The 14,975-nt window shown below is 67.7% G+C and carries 12 protein-coding genes and 1 pseudogene; 10 read left to right on the top strand and 3 right to left on the bottom strand.

The annotated features are described in order from the left end of the window. Positions 1–249 (top strand): hypothetical protein (locus tag ROZ37_RS20490; RefSeq protein ID WP_312662436.1); only part of this gene is annotated, 249 nt, incomplete at its 5' end. A 204-nt stretch (positions 250–453) separates the two neighbouring features. Here ROZ37_RS20490 and ROZ37_RS20495 read toward each other — a convergent pair. Further along, a complete protein-coding gene (locus ROZ37_RS20495; protein WP_312662439.1) occupies positions 454–1,572 on the bottom strand; it encodes a hypothetical protein in 1,119 nt (372 codons plus the stop codon). A 521-nt stretch (positions 1,573–2,093) separates the two neighbouring features. Here ROZ37_RS20495 and ROZ37_RS20500 point away from each other — a divergent pair. The 6 genes and pseudogenes from ROZ37_RS20500 to ROZ37_RS20525 form a co-directional block, all read left to right on the top strand. Then, positions 2,094–2,378: pseudogene (locus ROZ37_RS20500) on the top strand (peptidylprolyl isomerase); the annotation flags it as partial. 43 nt (positions 2,379–2,421) lie between these two features. Beyond that, complete coding sequence (locus ROZ37_RS20505) at positions 2,422–2,955, top strand: YgjP-like metallopeptidase domain-containing protein (protein WP_312662440.1); 534 nt, start codon at positions 2,422–2,424, stop codon at positions 2,953–2,955. 508 nt (positions 2,956–3,463) lie between these two features. After that, positions 3,464–4,882 (top strand): MFS transporter, encoded by a 1,419-nt coding sequence (locus tag ROZ37_RS20510; protein ID WP_312662441.1) that lies wholly within the window; start codon positions 3,464–3,466, stop codon positions 4,880–4,882. A 287-nt stretch (positions 4,883–5,169) separates the two neighbouring features. Then, positions 5,170–5,655 carry a cupin domain-containing protein gene (locus tag ROZ37_RS20515; RefSeq protein ID WP_312662442.1) on the top strand — a complete coding sequence of 162 codons (486 nt, stop codon included), beginning with the start codon at positions 5,170–5,172 and terminating at the stop codon, positions 5,653–5,655. Positions 5,656–5,930: 275 nt separating this feature from the next. Next, positions 5,931–6,167 (top strand): hypothetical protein, encoded by a 237-nt coding sequence (locus ROZ37_RS20520; protein ID WP_312662443.1) that lies wholly within the window; start codon positions 5,931–5,933, stop codon positions 6,165–6,167. Positions 6,168–6,277: 110 nt separating this feature from the next. Beyond that, positions 6,278–8,923: an EAL domain-containing protein gene (locus ROZ37_RS20525; protein WP_312662445.1), complete on the top strand. Its 2,646-nt coding sequence runs from the start codon at positions 6,278–6,280 to the stop codon at positions 8,921–8,923. 138 nt (positions 8,924–9,061) lie between these two features. Here ROZ37_RS20525 and ROZ37_RS20530 read toward each other — a convergent pair whose 3' ends face one another. Continuing rightward, positions 9,062–9,349 (bottom strand): encapsulin-associated ferritin-like protein, encoded by a 288-nt coding sequence (locus tag ROZ37_RS20530; protein ID WP_312662447.1) that lies wholly within the window; start codon positions 9,347–9,349, stop codon positions 9,062–9,064. Between the two features lie 788 nt (positions 9,350–10,137). Between ROZ37_RS20530 and ROZ37_RS20535 the strand changes: the two genes are divergently transcribed. From ROZ37_RS20535 to ROZ37_RS20545, 3 genes are all read left to right on the top strand, one after another. Beyond that, entirely contained in the window at positions 10,138–10,911 is a 774-nt protein-coding gene (locus ROZ37_RS20535) for a fumarylacetoacetate hydrolase family protein (RefSeq protein ID WP_312662449.1), read from the top strand. 215 nt (positions 10,912–11,126) lie between these two features. Continuing rightward, positions 11,127–11,363 carry a hypothetical protein gene (locus tag ROZ37_RS20540; protein WP_312662451.1) on the top strand — a complete coding sequence of 79 codons (237 nt, stop codon included), beginning with the start codon at positions 11,127–11,129 and terminating at the stop codon, positions 11,361–11,363. After that, positions 11,360–13,531, top strand: a complete 2,172-nt coding sequence (locus tag ROZ37_RS20545) for an ATP-dependent helicase (protein WP_312662453.1) — start codon at positions 11,360–11,362, stop codon at positions 13,529–13,531. The genes ROZ37_RS20540 and ROZ37_RS20545 overlap by 4 nt, the downstream gene beginning before the upstream one ends. A 19-nt stretch (positions 13,532–13,550) precedes the next feature. Here the strand turns inward: ROZ37_RS20545 and ROZ37_RS20550 are convergent, their stop codons facing one another. Further along, entirely contained in the window at positions 13,551–14,972 is a 1,422-nt protein-coding gene (locus ROZ37_RS20550) for a DHA2 family efflux MFS transporter permease subunit (protein ID WP_312662455.1), read from the bottom strand. Between the last annotated feature and the right edge of the window lie 3 nt (positions 14,973–14,975).

Here is a 14,975-nt window from a genome sequence, read left to right on the forward strand (position 1 = left end):
CCAATTGCCGTTGCACAATCGGCTGAAAAAGCAGCTGGAATCGTCATCAGGGCGGCTCAGGTCGGATCTTTTCAGCATCGATTTTTTTCCAGGCGGCCGGAAACCGAAGGTGAAGGCGGAATTTTCAACACCCTGCTAGGTCGGTTCTCTGTAAAGGCTTCCCATTCCTCGGGGCCGCAATTCTCCCAGCTTATTTCCGGCTCTGGCCGAGCCGCAAGCGATGTGACCCTTGCTATCGAGCTCGGCTAGCCAGCTCATGGCGAACGCTGAACGACAGCTTTTCTAGCATTACTGGGACCGCTGTGGGTCGAAAGGGGCAGTTCTGGGAGAGGGAAAGCTGCTGCGCACCGGAGCGGCGACTGTAAGCGCACAGGGTCGGCGACAGCACTTGGCGCGGTTGGCAGCTCCAATAAATAGGAGCAAGACACGTTTTCCTTATTACGCCTTCCCCTTTCACCCACCCCGCTTCGCTGCCCCAGCCAATAGCTGCCCGACCGCCTCCATCGGCAACGACACCTCCTCACCCTCCGGAATCGCCGGGGGGACGATTTGTGGGAGGAGTTCGCGGAATACCGCGAGGTCGCCGCGGCTCAGGCTCATTGCGTCGGCGAGGCCGCGGAAGAAGTCGGAGCGCTGCACGTAGCGCTGGCGGTCGCGCAGGAAGATGCGGACGAGCCAGATCACGAGGACGACTGCGCCGACGCGGGTCACCGAACCCGAGACGAGGGCATTGAGGTCGTCGGCTCGGGTGGTGCTCTCGGTCGCGGCGGTCGTCTGGGCCTCCGCGGTTGCGCGCGCGATGTCGAGCTCGGTTTGCGCGCGGTCGCGGGCGGTGTCGGCTTCGATTTGTGCGACCTGCGTCGCCGTATTGCTCTTCAGCGTTTCGATGAAGTAGCGGTCCGCTGACTCCGCCTGGCGTTCGCGCTCGGCCGCGATTTCCGCGAGCAGCGCGACGTTGCGCTCGGACAGCGCGATCAGCCTGTCGTATTGCTTGAGTTGGGCCTCCAGTTGCGCGACGGAGGGCTCGCGGCGGCTCCTTGCCTCCGATCGGACCGGCGGTGCTGCTGTTGGCGGTGCTGCGGCCGCGGCCGGCGGTGCGGGAGTCGGCGGCGGAGCGGAGGATGCGCCGTCGGCGGGCGCTGGCGGAGGCGGCGTCGGAACGGGAACCGGCTGGTAGGGGACGGTGGGGCCGGCGCCTGGCGTCTCGTTGGGCGACGAGGGCGGCGGCAGCCCGGCGAGATCGCGCAGGAATTTTTCGAGCACCGGTCGGACGTGGGCCGGCAGCGTGCGGATGAATTCGGCCGCAGGGTCTGCGAGCGCGGCGAACTCGCGCTTCAGGCGCGCGGCGGCGGCGTCGAGCTCGGCAGTCGCCTCACGTTCGGCGCGGGAGCTGAACACCCAGTGCCCGAGCCGCTCGCCGCCGACGAACACGACGAGCCCGGCGACGAGCGTCAGCACGATCATGACGAGATGCGCACGGGCGGCTCGCTCGTACTGCCGCGACCGCTCGCGGCAGCGGTCGGCGAACGCCTGCCACTCCCGCGGTCCCGCGTCGCTGCTGTTCCCGTCCATACGATCGCTCCCGAAAGCCGACCGCGGCATCGCGCATCTCGCGGCGAAAGCCGGGGCTGCTCCCGTGATAGCTCAAAAACCGTGCAGTCGCCGTTTCTCGTTCGCCTGGCGCCGTTGTTCTGAAGCGCTGCGGGACAGTGGCGTCGGGCGACGGAACAATGCTGAAGGCGTGTCCGTGCTTCAGGTCTGGTTTGTCCCGCCAGTCAACCTGGTCCGACTTGCTCGACGACCACGCGGCGTTCAATACGAGTACATCGTGCCGCTCACGGCCGATTGCAGATCCGCGGAAGGACATCAGGCTGGGTCGACGAGGGGGTGACGGAACTATTGATCCGGCAATGACGCAAGCGAATCGGTTTGCCGGTTTCTTTTGAAGGTGCGCAAGCGGGCTCCGACGAACCTGCTCCGATCTTGGAGAATTCGGGCCGAACGCAGTCGATTGCGCGGAGTGACCATCACGGGTTCCGGTTTGCCCGGCGTGCCGATTGCGATAGGCTGCGCGCTTCGACAAAAGGAGCCATTCCATGCCCCAAGCAACCGCCCGCCACATCCTCGTCAGCACCGAAGCCCAGTGCAATGAACTGAAAGCCGCGATCGAAGCGGGGGCCGACTTCGCTCAAGTCGCGAAGGAGCATTCGACCTGCCCGTCCGGCCGCAGCGGCGGGGATCTCGGATCCTTCGGTCCGGGCCAGATGGTCAAGGAGTTCGACACCGTCGTGTTCAGCGCGCCGGTCAATGTCGTGCAAGGGCCGGTGAAGACGCAGTTCGGCTATCACCTCGTCGAAGTGACGAACCGTCGCGACTGAGTCGCGGCGTTTCCATGCTCCGGTCCGGCTTCGTTCCGTCCTCATGAGCCCGACCGCGAGCACCGGTTACCTTGCCGGCTATCCCATGGAGTTGACCGACCGGGTGCACAGCCTGATCGCCGCGGGACGGATCGGCGACATGCTGCGCGGGAAGTACCCGCAGCCGCATACGCTGCGGTCGGACAAGGCGCTGTACGACTACGTCCAGGCGCTGAAGAACGACCATCTTCGCAACGCCCCGCCGCTGAGCCGGGTGGCGTTCGACGGAAAGCTCCAGGAACTCCGCAACGCGCTGGGCACCCACACGCGGATTTCCCGCGTGCAGGGCGGCAAGCTCAAGGCGAAGCGCGAGATTCACGTCGCGGCAGTGTTCAAGGACATGCCCGAAGACTTTCTGCGCATGATCGTGGTGCACGAACTGGCCCACTTGAAAGAGCCGGATCACGGCAAGGCGTTCTACCACTTGTGCTGCCACCTGGAACGCGACTACCACCAGATCGAATTCGACGTGCGCGTGTATCTGACCTATCTGGAAGCGGGCGGCGCGCCGCTCTGGTCTTCCTCGACGGCGACCTGACGCTGCGGGCGGCCTGCGGCTGCCCGAGTGGGCAGGGGTGCGCCGTTCTTCACGGCATCGATGGACGTCGCCCGTCGGGCAAATCGACAGCGACTTCGGAATGAATGTGCAGCAGCTCCGCCGGTAGCGACCGCTAGCGAGTTGTCGCAAGCGTGGCGCCTTGCCGCGCCTTGCCAGCGCGCGCCCCCCGCCCCCCGCCCGCCGTTCGCCCGCCGTTCGCCCACGCTCCCGCGGCAGACACGCACGCTCACACGCGCAATACGACACCTTCGTTGCACCATCGCGCCCTCGGGTGGGAAAAAATCACTCGTTTTTCTGATACAGAAATAAATTATTCATTAATTCGTTCTGTTACATCATCTCATCCACTGCCTCTCCTCTAATTGCTTGAGCTCCAGCAAATCAGCTGTTATTGTTCCCCGCACTTTCCCGCCCACCAAGAGGAGCGGACGTCCGGGTCGGTCCGCAACGGGCTGGCGCGCTCAGGAATCGAACGGAGACAAAACCCATGCAGCACAAGCCTTCCACCAGTCCGGCGTCGGTCGACATCGGCGCCACACTCGACCACGGGCCGTTCAGCACGATGCAGAAAATCATCGTGATGCTCGCCGCTTTCGCGATCGTCCTCGACGGCTTCGACGGGCAGCTGATCGGATTCGCGATTCCGGCTCTGATCGCCGAGTGGGGTATCACGAAGGCCGCCTTCGCGCCGGCAGTCGCGGCGGGCCTCGTCGGCATGGCGGTCGGCAGCATGAGCGCCGGCATCGTCGCCGACCGCATCGGACGGCGGCTCGTGCTCGTCGCGAGCGTGTTCCTGTTCGGCGCAGCGACGATCGCGATCGGCTTCGCGCCGGACGTGACCGCGATTGCCGCGCTGCGCTTCATTGCCGGACTCGGCATCGGCGGCGCGCTGCCGAGCGCCACGACGATGACCGCCGAGTTCACGCCGGCGCGCCGCCGCACGTTGATGGTGACGGCGACGATCGTCTGTTACCCGCTCGGCGGCATGATCGCGGGACTTTTCGCGGGCATCGTGCTGCCGGTGCTCGGCTGGCGCGGGCTGTTCTGGATCGGCGGTGCACTGCCGGTCGCATACAGCCTCGTGCTGCTCGCGACGCTGCCGGAATCGCCGCGCTATCTCGCGCGCAAGACCCAGCGCTGGGCGGAGTTGCGCAAGCTGCTCGCCGGGATGGCGCGGCCGTTGCCGGCGCAGACGATGTTCGTCGACGCCGCCGAGCAGGCGGCCGAACAGCGTGCCGGCTTCGGCGCCTTGTTCGAGCGCGGCTTTGCGCGTGACACGCTCGCGATCTGGGCCGGCTTCTTCCTCGTCATGCTCGCGACTTACAGCGCGTTCAGCTGGCTGCCGACGATGCTCGCGACCGAAGGCCTCCCTGCCGCGCTGGCCGGCTCGGGACTGACCGCGTACAACCTCGGCGGCGTCGTCGGCTCGCTCGGCTGCGCGCTCGCGATCACGCGCTTCGGCTCGCGCTGGCCGCTCGTCCTGTGCAGCCTCGGCGCCGCGGCGAGCGCATTCGTGCTGAAGGAAGTCGATATCGCGTCGAACACGACCTGGCTGATGATCGGCCTCGGCATCCACGGCATGTTCGTCATCGCGGTGCAGGCGACGATGTACGCGCTGTGCGCCTACGTCTATCCGACGATGGTCCGCGCGACCGGCACCGCTGCGGCGCTGTCGTTCGGCCGCTTCGGCGCGATCCTGAGCTCGTTCGCCGGCGCCGCGGTGATCACCTCGGGCGGCGCATCGAGCTACCTGTCGCTGCTCGGCTTCTCGATGGTCTTCACGCTGGTCGCACTCGCGATCGTCAAACGCCATATCCCCGGCGTTCGCGGCGCGCGCAGCGCGGCCGCGCCGCAGCGGGACGACGCCGACGTGACCGCGCCGGCGACTGCAAAGGGATACGCGTGATGTAATCAGCACGGTTCTCGCCGTGCGGCCGTTCGCGTTCGGTCAGGGCGGACGGGACTCGACGATGCCGAGGCGCCGATTCCCCGGGGCCTCGGCATCGACCGAACGGAGCAAGGGGTGTCGAGGGAACCTGGACTTTGTCCGACCGAGTGCTTCAATTCCCTTCAGGGAGGAGGACGCGGACCTCTCCGTCGCGTCGTTAGCGGACCGCAGCTGGCGTTGCACCGAACCAACCGAAAAGCAACGCGCTGCCCGGCCCGCAACCTCTGCACTCGTGAGGCAAGACCATGGGCACTTCGAAATTCATCATGTCCGCCATAGCACTCGCCTGTGGCGCACTGGCCACGCCGACGACTTTCGCGGCAGGAGCGGATGCGAAAGAGCTGATTTCCGTTGTCCCTTCCGAACTGAAGTGGAAAGACGCGCCGTCCATCGGCCCCGGGGCCCAACTGGCGGTCCTGGAAGGCGATCTGAAAAAGGCGGAACCGATCACGTTCCGCCTGAAGCTCCCGCCCAACACGACGATAGCCCCCCACACACACCCGGGGTTCGAGCGGGTTACAGTCCTGTCGGGACAGTTCCACCTGGGCATCGGCAAGACCGTCGATCAGTCAAAAGCGAAAGCCTATCCGGCAGGCGGTGCGGTCATGATTCCTGCCGGCATGCCGATGTTCGCCTTCACCGAAGGCGAGGAGACCGTCGTCCAAGTCCATGGGACCGGCCCATGGGGCGTTGATTATCTCGATCCTGCGACGAATCCGGCGAAAAAATAACGCCCACCCTTCCCGCCGGGGGGCAGCAACGGCGGCCACGCGAGCACTTCGTTGTCGCTCCCCACTCCCGAAGCTCTCCGGCCCTTTATCGGCCCACGGATCATACGTATTTCGGGCCGCCATGCCGACGGAGCAAGTCGGCGTTTCTCCGCGAGCGGAACGCGCCTGTCCATTCGCCAAATCCGCCTGTGCCAAAGCGTTCGGCACCCGGGCCTGCGCATTGCTTGATTCGTGCCGGCGACGCCCTCGTCGCCCCGTTCCGACAGGAGGCAATCATGAAAGAGTCAGGCAAGCGCGGTACGAGCCCCGGCAAACAGAAGCCGCAGCGCGAGCAAGGGCACCAACAGCAGCCCGACGAAGGGCAAGGCGGACGGCAGCGGCAGCAGGAGCAAAGCCAGGGACAGCAGAAGCAACCCGGGCAGCGCAGCCCGCAGCGACAGAATCAGAACGTGGGGCCATCGGACGAAGAGAGTTCTTCGCGGCGCGGCGGCCGCGGTGCGCAAGAGGAGTAAGCGCGGGACGGCTCATGCGCCCGTCGTGGCGGCGGCCCGAGTGCGCCGCCGCGGCAATCTCGCACAGTTCTGCTGCACAATGTGGGGCCCTCAAGTCTCCCTGTGCGCCGATGCGTCCGGATCACGGCGATTTCGATTTCTTCGGCAGCACCGGCGAAATGGCCCGCCTCGTGCGGTCTTTCGACTGGGCAAATCATCCGCTCGGACCGCCGTCGTCGTGGCCGCCAACCCTGCGGTCGATTCTCGGCGTCTGTCTCGATTCGAGCTTTCCCATCATGATCGGCTGGGGACCGGATCTCATCCAGTTCTACAACGACGGCTACCGACAGATTCTCGGGGCGACGAAGCACCCTCAAGCGCTCGGACGGCCTGCGCGCCATACGTGGCCCGAGGCATGGGGGACCGTCGGACCCATGGTCGAACGGGTCATGACTCACGGACAAGCCGTCAGCGGCGAGGACATGCCGTTTGTGCTCGAACGAAACGGCTATCCGGAGCTCTGCCATTTCACGTTCTCGTACAGTGCGATCCGGGACGAATCCGGTGACATTGTCGGCATGTTCATCGCTGCGATGGAAACGACATCGCGCGTGTTGGCCGAACAGCGGCAGGCGTTCGCACTCGAGTTCGCGGACCGAATCCGCGACCTGAGCGCGCCGCAGGAAATCATCGCGACCGCATGCGAGTTGCTGGGGAGACGGCTCGAGGCCTCGAGCGTCACTTACGCCGAAACGGACCCGCTCCGCGGCCGTTTCCGCATCAGCGCCATCTGGAAGGCCGACGCCGCGCCGCCGCTACTCGACTCGGGTCGAATCGGCGATTACGGGCCGGCGCTTCAGGCGCTACTGAGCAGCGGACAACCGGCGGCGATCGACGACGTTGCGACCGACCCGCGCACTCGCGCTCACGCGTCGTCATTCATAAACTTGCGGGTTCGTTCCTTGCTGGCGATTCCGCTCGTGAAGGCGGGCGCACTGATCAGCGTATTGACGCTGTGCTGCGCGGCGCCCCGTCGGTGGGAAAGGGAATACATCGTCCTCGCCCAGGACGTCGCGGACCGGACCTGGGCGGCCGTCGAGCGCGCCCGGGCCGAAGCGGCCCTGAACGAGGAGCGCGACCGCAGCCGCGAGATCCTCGCGAACATGGACGAGGCGTTCGTTCTGCTCGACCCGGACTTCCGCGTCGTACAGGTGAACGAGCGCGCGCTGCAGCTCGAACAGCGTCCGGCGTCGGAGATCGTCGGCCTCACTCTGGCGGAAGCCTGGCCGGGGCTCGAGGAGTCGGAGCTGGGCGCGCTCTACCGCCGCGCGATGGCCGAGCGCGCCTCAGTCCGTCGGGAGCATCACCACACCTACCCCGACGGACGCGCTTTCTGGTTCGACATGCACGCGTACCCGCATCGCGACGGGCTCGCAATCTTCTTCCGCGACATCACCGAGGGCAAGCTCGCCGAGCAGCGCGTGCTCGCCGCCGCCCAGCACGACGTGCTCACCGGGCTGCCGAACCGTGCGCTGGTTTTCGAATACGCGCAGCACCTGCTCGCGGCCGCGCAGCGAAATCACTCGCGTGGCGCGATCCTGTTCATCGACCTCGACCGCTTCAAGCCGGTCAATGACATCTACGGGCACGAAATCGGCGACCGGCTGCTGCAGGAGGTCGCGAAACGGCTCACCCATTGCGTGCGCCAGGAAGATCTCGTCGGCCGACTCGGCGGTGACGAATTCATCGTCGTGCTCCACCCGGTCGGGGAAGCCTTTTCACCGACGACGGTCGCCGCGCATATCCGCGACGCACTATCGCGCCCATTCGAGATCGACTCGCTGGATCTCGCGATTTCCGCCTGCATCGGCATCAGCCGCTTCCCGGAGCATGGAACCGACGTCGATGAACTGGTGCGCGCGGCGGACCTCGCGATGTACCAGGTCAAATATGACACGCGCGGCAGCTATCACGTCTACACGCCGTCGCTGAACCGGCGCGCCGACGAATCGGCGGCGATCGAGGCGCGATTGAAGCGCGCGCTGCAGCACGAGGGGCTGTTCCTGCACTACCAGCCGATCGTCGACGTGAAAACGGGCAGCCTATCGGGCGTCGAGGCGCTGCTGCGCCTGGCCGACGAGAACGGGCGGGTCATCGGGCCGGACCGCTTCATTCCGATCGCCGAAGCCGCGGGACTGGTCGGGGAACTCGGCGAGTGGGTCGCGCGCGAGGCGTGCATGCAGCACCAGGCGTGGCGTGACGAGGGGCTGCCCGCGGTCGCCATTTCGGTCAACGTTTCCCCGCTGCAATTCCGGCAACGCGGCTTCGCGCAGCAGCTCGGCGGAATCGTGAGGACGGCCGGGATCGACCCGGCCTACCTGCTGGTCGAGGTAACCGAGAGCACCGTCATGGGCAACGTCGAGGACGCGATACAGACCTTGAACAAGCTCCGCGCGGATGGAATAGGGGTCGCGCTGGACGACTTCGGCACCGGCCATTCGAGCCTCAGCCATCTCAGCAGTCTTCCGCTCGACAAGTTGAAGGTCGACCGTTCCTTCATCCAGCACCTGCATCGCGACCATTCAACCCGCGCGGTGACCGCGGCGATCATCGCGCTGGGCAAGACCTTGCGCCTCGAAATCGTCGGCGAAGGCATCGAATCGGCCGACGCGCTGAAGTACCTCGAAGAGCACGACTGCAACCAGGCGCAGGGCTATTTCATCAGCCATCCGCTGTCGGCGCCGGATTTCGCGCGCTGGTACCGGAAACGCCCGTAGCGCGGGAAACCGCGCCAGGTCTGCGACTCGTTCCGTCGTGATGCTCGGGCGATTCGCAGAAACGAGCGACGACCGAGTGACGGCGCTAGGCCGTCACGCGACCGTTGTCAGGCGAGAGCGCCGCGCGCAGCGGCGACCTCAGTCGTGTGCGATCGGCCCCGCCACGAACAGGCGCTCGCGCAGCTCGCTGGAGAACTTCTCGTCACGCCGCCGGATCCATTCGAGCACCATCGCGGCGTGCTCCTTCTCCTCGTCGCGGTTGTGTTCGAGGATCGCGCGCAGTTCGGGATCCCGGCACGCGGCGGCGCGCTGGTTGTACCAGTCGATCGCCTCGAGCTCTTCCATCAGCGACACGATCGCGCGGTGCATGTCGCGGACCTCCGCACCGAGTTCTTCGACGGGTTCGTGGTAGCCCTCGTTTGCCATGACGGAAGTCCTCTTCGGTGAAGGAATCGATTGCAGGAACGGCAGAGCGCGCGGCGACCACCGGGCCCGGACGGGGCTGCGGACCCGGGCCGGGCGTCGGGGGGGGATACGGGTCCGGGCCCGGTTGCGGGACGGGGATCGGCGGCCCCGGGTCGGGTTCGGGCGTCGGATCAGCGCCGGGACTCGGCTCGGGCGCAGGATTCGGGTCCGGGGCCGGATTCGGATAGGGCTCGGGGTTCGGGGTCGGATACGGGCCGGGATGCGGCGACGGCGACGGGTCCGGCGCCGTGCCCGGAACGGGGTCGGCTTTCGACGGCTGCGGGACTGTAGACGTGGCGTCCCGCCGGCCCGCCGCCGGACCCACGGCCGCAGGCGACACGTCCGGGATTCCTTGCGAAGCGCGCCGGACGATGGCATCCGGCCGGGTTGGAGTCGGAATGATCATTTTTTCTCAGCGCATGAAGACGCGTTGTTCGACGCGATTTTCGACCCCGCAGATCGACCACCGTTCGTGCCGAACCGGCCACAGGGTGAAACAGGTTTTGTCGGATGCGAAGCTTGCGAGTGCGCTCTTTCGCTGGGGCGGGGGGATATCGGCGAATGCCTGGCAAGTCACGCTCCTGGAGTTGCGCGTTAGCGAACCGTGCTCACACCAAATCGCACAACCACAACTTGATCCACATGACTTTCTCGAAGCGCGACGCTTTCCTCCGTGCGGCCGCCCGGGGTACCTTCCCGCCCTGCGCGCCGCCGACCCCGGCGGACCGGAAACGCCACGAGGAAACTGCATGAAATCGATGTCCGTCCTGTCCACCGCGCTCGTCGACGCCTGGCGCAGCGGCCAGCCGCTGAACGCCGAGGCGGCGACCCATCTCGCGCCGCCTGACGAGGCCGCCGCCTATCGCGTGCAACGCGAAGTCGCCGACGCGCTCGGCTGGTATGCGAGCGGGCGGCCGCGGGCATGGAAGATGGGCGCCACGAGCCGCGACACGACGCCGACCGCGTCGCCGATCCCCGACCCCGCGCTGATCGACTCGCCCGCGCATCTCCCGGCGACCAGCGCGCACACGCTGATCGGCGTCGAAATCGAACTCGCGGTGCGTCTCGCGCGCCCGCTGCCATCCGGCGCGAGCGCGGAGGACGCACGCGCGGCGGTCGCCGAAGTGCTCGCCGCGATCGAGGTCTGCGACGTACGCGCGCACGACTGGCGCGCCCTGCCGCCGCTATTCCGCCTCGCGGACCAGCAGACTAACCGCTGGCTGATCCTCGGCAGCGGCGTCAGCGGGCCCTGGCGCGACGAGCTGGCGGCGCTCGAAGTCCGGCTCGAAATCAACGGCGTCGAGACGCTCCGGCGCCACGGCGGCCATCCGCTCGGCGACCCGCTGTTCCTGCTGCCCTGGCTCGCCGGTCACGCCGCGCACGAATACCCCGACGGACTTCGAGCCGGCGACGTCGTCACCACCGGCACCTGGACCGGGCTGTACGAAGCGAAGCCGGGGGACCGCGTGCGCGCGAGCTTCGCCGGCTTGGGCAGCGTCGAAGTCGAGATCGGGCGGACCTAGCGGCGAAGAATCGACGAATGGACGCTGACGGCGCGACGGGATCTCCCCAACGCGGCCGCCAGCCGGCGAGGCGACGCGGCCGGCAAATGACGCCCGAATTTGCCCCGCCATCGTCGCGTACCGCTCGGCCCCAAGAGCCGTCCCACCCGCGGCGATCCGAGGTTTCAATCCTCCCGACCACTGTATATAGTTCCAGTCATGAAGGAGATTTTCACATGACTGCCCGTTTCATCTGCCCGCACTGCCACAGCTCGGTCAACCCGCTCGCGATGGAGCGCGCGTGCAGCGATCTCGTCGAATACCGTATCTGTCCCGACTGTGATGAGCCGGTGTTCTTCGCCGTCCTCGACGCGCCGAAGATCCCGCCCTGGCTGCAGCGCAACGACCTTCCCGACGCGTTCGGGTCCGAGCGCCGCACCGACGCCGCAAGCTCGTGTCCGGAAGCGCGATGAAGGCCGCCGGCAAACCGGTCATGGAAAGCCTGCAAAGCGACGACTCCGGTCCCGGTGCACCGCTCGTCGCCGAAGCGCCGGCAAGCGGCACGCCGGGCTCCCGCGATCCGGGAGCTTGGCTCGAGCGCCTCAACGACGCGCAGCGCGACGCGGTGCTGTTCGGCACCGGGGACGCCCCGGCCGACGGGCCGCTGCTCGTGATCGCCGGCGCCGGGTCAGGCAAGACGAACACCCTCGCGCACCGGGTCGCGCACCTCGTCGCGAGCGGCGCCGACCCGCACGCGATCCTGCTGCTGACGTTCTCGCGCCGCGCCGCCGACGAAATGGGGCGGCGCGTGTCCCGCCTCCTCGCGCAGCTCGCGAAATCGCAGAAAACCCTCGCCGGCGCATCGCTCGAATGGTCCGGCACCTTCCACAGCGTCGGCGCGCGGCTGCTGCGCGAGTTCGCGCCGGCGATCGGCCTCGACGCGGCGTTCACGATCCACGACCGCGAGGACTCCGGCGACTTGATGAACCTCGTGCGCCACGAGCTCGGCCTGTCGGCGAAGTCGAAGCGCTTCCCGATGAAGGGAACCTGCCTCGCGATCTATTCGGCGAAGGTCAACACGCAGGCGCCGCTCGAAGACGTGCTGAAGTCGTCGTTTCCGTGGTGCGCCGAGTGGCAGGACGACCTGAAGCGGCTCTTTCGCGGCTACGTCGAGGCGAAGCAGGCACAGCAGGTGCTCGATTACGACGACCTGCTGCTGTACTGGGGGCAGATGATGGCCGAGCCCGCGCTCGCCGCCGAGCTCGGCACGCGTTTCCGCCACGTGCTGGTCGACGAATACCAGGACACGAACCGGCTGCAGGCGGCGATCCTGCTCGCGATGAAGCCGGACGGGCGCGGACTGACCGTCGTGGGCGACGACGCGCAGTCGATCTACGCGTTCCGCGGCGCGACGGTGCGCAATATCCTCGACTTCCCGGCGCAGTTCGACCCGCCCGCGCAGCGGATCACGCTCGACCGCAACTACCGCTCGACGCGGACCATCCTCGACGCCGCGAACGGCGTCATCGCGCTCGCCGCGGAGCGCTTCACGAAGGATCTGTGGACCGAGCGCGCGTCGGACCGCAAGCCGCGCCTCGTCGCCGTCAAGGACGATGCCGGCCAGGCGGACTACGTCGTCGGCGAAGTGCTGGCGCGGCGCGAGGACGGCGTGAAGCTCAAGCAGCAGGCGGTGCTGTTCCGCGCGGCGCACCACAGCGCGCGGCTCGAGATCGAGCTGACGCGTCGGAACATCCCGTTCGTGAAGTTCGGCGGGCTGAAATTCCTCGAAGCGGCACACGTCAAGGACGTGCTCGCGGTGGCGCGCTGGGCGCAGAACCCGCGCGACCGGGTATCCGGTTTCCGCGCGGTGCAGCTCCTCGCGGGCGTCGGTCCGAAGATCGCCGGCCGCGTGCTCGACAACGTCGCCGCGGCCCCGCCAGGCTGCGCGCTGCTCGCCGAGCAGCCGGTGCCCGACACGGTCCGCACCGAATGGACCGAGTTCGCCGCGCTCGTCGAAGCCGCGGGGCGCAACGGCTCACCGTGGCCGGCGAGCTTCGAGCTGACCTGCCGCTGGTACGAGGGTCAGATCGAACGGCTCTACGACGACGCCGCGGTGCGCGCCGGCGACATCGAGCAGCTCGCGCGGATCGCCGCGACCTATCCGAGCCTCGAACGCTTCCTGACCGAACTCACGCTCGACCCGCCGAACGCGACCAGCGACGAAGCCGGCGTGCCGCTGCTCGACGAGGACTACCTGATCCTGTCGACGATCCATTCGGCGAAAGGCCAGGAATGGTCATCGGTGACGCTGTTGAACGTCGTCGACGGCTGCATGCCGTCGGACCTCGCGACCGGCTCGTCGGCCGAGATCGAGGAGGAGCGCCGGCTGCTGTACGTCGCGATGACACGCGCGAAGGACCACCTCGACCTCGTCGTGCCGCAGCGCTTTCACGTGTCGCAGCAGCCCGGCGGCGGCGACCGGCACGTCTACGCGAACCGCACGCGCTTCATCCCGAACCGGCTGCTGCCGCACTTCGAGCAGGTGTCGTGGCCGCCGCCGGCCGTCGCGCCCCGCCCGGCGGAGGAGTCGCGCAAGATCGCGCTCGACCTCGCGGCGAAGATGCGCGCGATGTGGGATTGAGCGGACGGCATCGCCGACGTCACGCTTCCGTCCGCGGCTTCATCCTGAGCGCGGCGACGAGGGCGAACGCGAACGCCGCGGCGAGGAGCCAGAAGGCTTCCGAATACGCATTCAGAACGCCACCCGGCGCAGCGCCGTAGCCGGCTTCGCGCCATTCGACGAATACTGCGATGACCGCGACACCGACAACGCCGCCGAGCTGGCGCAGATAGCTCGTGACCATCGACGACCGGCCGAGCTGCTCGGGGCGCAGGTAACGCAGCGTCGCGAGGTTCAGCGCCGGAATCACGAGCCCGAGGCCGACGCGGCCGAGCACCGTGACGAGCACGATCCCGAGGTAGTGCAGCCGGCCGGCCAGCGCGGCGAACAGCACGAACGAGATGCCGAACAGCGCGAGCCCGGCGACGGTAAGCGTGCGTGGCGGCAGCCGGTCGGTGAGCAGGCCGGCGATCGGAATCACGATGACGAGCGCGATGCCGGCCGGCAGCAGCGCGAAGCCCGCCGCCGTCGCGTCGAAGCCGATCGCGTGCTGCAGGAACACCGGGATGACGTAGGTCGACGCGTAGAGCCCGAAGCCGTACGCGAACGACACGAGCGCGCCCATTGCGAAGCTGCGCTCGCGGAAGAGGTCCAGCGGCACGACCGGCGCCGCGGCGCGCCGCGCATGCGACGCATAGAGTCCGCCGCAGACCGCGACCATCGCGAACAGCGCGAGCGTTCCCGCCGAAGCGAAACCATTCCGCCCGAGGCTCGCGACCGCCTCGATCGTCGCGAGCGCGACGCCGGCCAGCAGCGCGACCCCGAACCAGTCGAAGCGGCTCGCGCGCAGTTCGGCCGGGCGAGGCAGCAGACGCAGGCCGAGCACGCCCGCGACCGCGCAGAACGGCAGGTTCATCAGGAAGATCGCCTCCCAGCCGAACCCGTCGAGGAGCGCGCCGGCGAGCGACGGCGCGACCGCGGGCGCCAGCACGATGCCGAAGCTCAGCAGCCCCGACGCGCGGCCCTGGCTGTGCGGCGGGAAGAGCCGCATCACGGCGAGCATCGCCAGCGGCTGCAGCAGCCCGGCGGCGGCGCCCTGCACGATCCGCGCGGTGACGACGAAGCCGAAGCCGGTCGACAGCGCGCCGGCGACGCTCCCTGTCGCAAGCAGCGCGACCGCCGTGAGGAACACGCGCCGGAAGCCGAAGCGATCGAGCAGCCACGGCGACGGCAGCATCGCGACGGTCATCGCCGCCATGAACCCGGTGATCGTCCACTGCACCTGGTTCTGACCGAGGCCGAATTGCCGCCCGAGCGTCGGGACCGCGACGTTGAAGCTCGTCGTGCACAGCACCGCGGCGATCATCCCGACGCCGACGACGAGCAGCACGAGCCATTTGTAACGATCGCCATGCCGCGCGAGCAGCTCGTCGCGGGACGGGACGGGCGGAAGAAGGCTCATCGG

This window comes from Aromatoleum sp., assembly GCF_032027225.1.
GTDB lineage: Bacteria > Pseudomonadota > Gammaproteobacteria > Burkholderiales > Rhodocyclaceae > Aromatoleum.

Bases quoted from the DNA above. Each gene is read 5' to 3' on its own strand.
- ROZ37_RS20495 (WP_312662439.1), bottom strand. From the start codon at position 1,572: ATGGACGGGAACAGCAGCGACGCGGGACCGCGGGAGTGGCAGGCGTTC.
- ROZ37_RS20505 (WP_312662440.1), top strand. From the start codon at position 2,422: ATGAGCCCGACCGCGAGCACCGGTTACCTTGCCGGCTATCCCATGGAG.
- ROZ37_RS20510 (WP_312662441.1), top strand. From the start codon at position 3,464: ATGCAGCACAAGCCTTCCACCAGTCCGGCGTCGGTCGACATCGGCGCC.
- ROZ37_RS20515 (WP_312662442.1), top strand. From the start codon at position 5,170: ATGGGCACTTCGAAATTCATCATGTCCGCCATAGCACTCGCCTGTGGC.
- ROZ37_RS20520 (WP_312662443.1), top strand. From the start codon at position 5,931: ATGAAAGAGTCAGGCAAGCGCGGTACGAGCCCCGGCAAACAGAAGCCG.
- ROZ37_RS20525 (WP_312662445.1), top strand. From the start codon at position 6,278: ATGCGTCCGGATCACGGCGATTTCGATTTCTTCGGCAGCACCGGCGAA.
- ROZ37_RS20530 (WP_312662447.1), bottom strand. From the start codon at position 9,349: ATGGCAAACGAGGGCTACCACGAACCCGTCGAAGAACTCGGTGCGGAG.
- ROZ37_RS20535 (WP_312662449.1), top strand. From the start codon at position 10,138: ATGAAATCGATGTCCGTCCTGTCCACCGCGCTCGTCGACGCCTGGCGC.
- ROZ37_RS20540 (WP_312662451.1), top strand. From the start codon at position 11,127: ATGACTGCCCGTTTCATCTGCCCGCACTGCCACAGCTCGGTCAACCCG.
- ROZ37_RS20545 (WP_312662453.1), top strand. From the start codon at position 11,360: ATGAAGGCCGCCGGCAAACCGGTCATGGAAAGCCTGCAAAGCGACGAC.
- ROZ37_RS20550 (WP_312662455.1), bottom strand. From the start codon at position 14,972: ATGAGCCTTCTTCCGCCCGTCCCGTCCCGCGACGAGCTGCTCGCGCGG.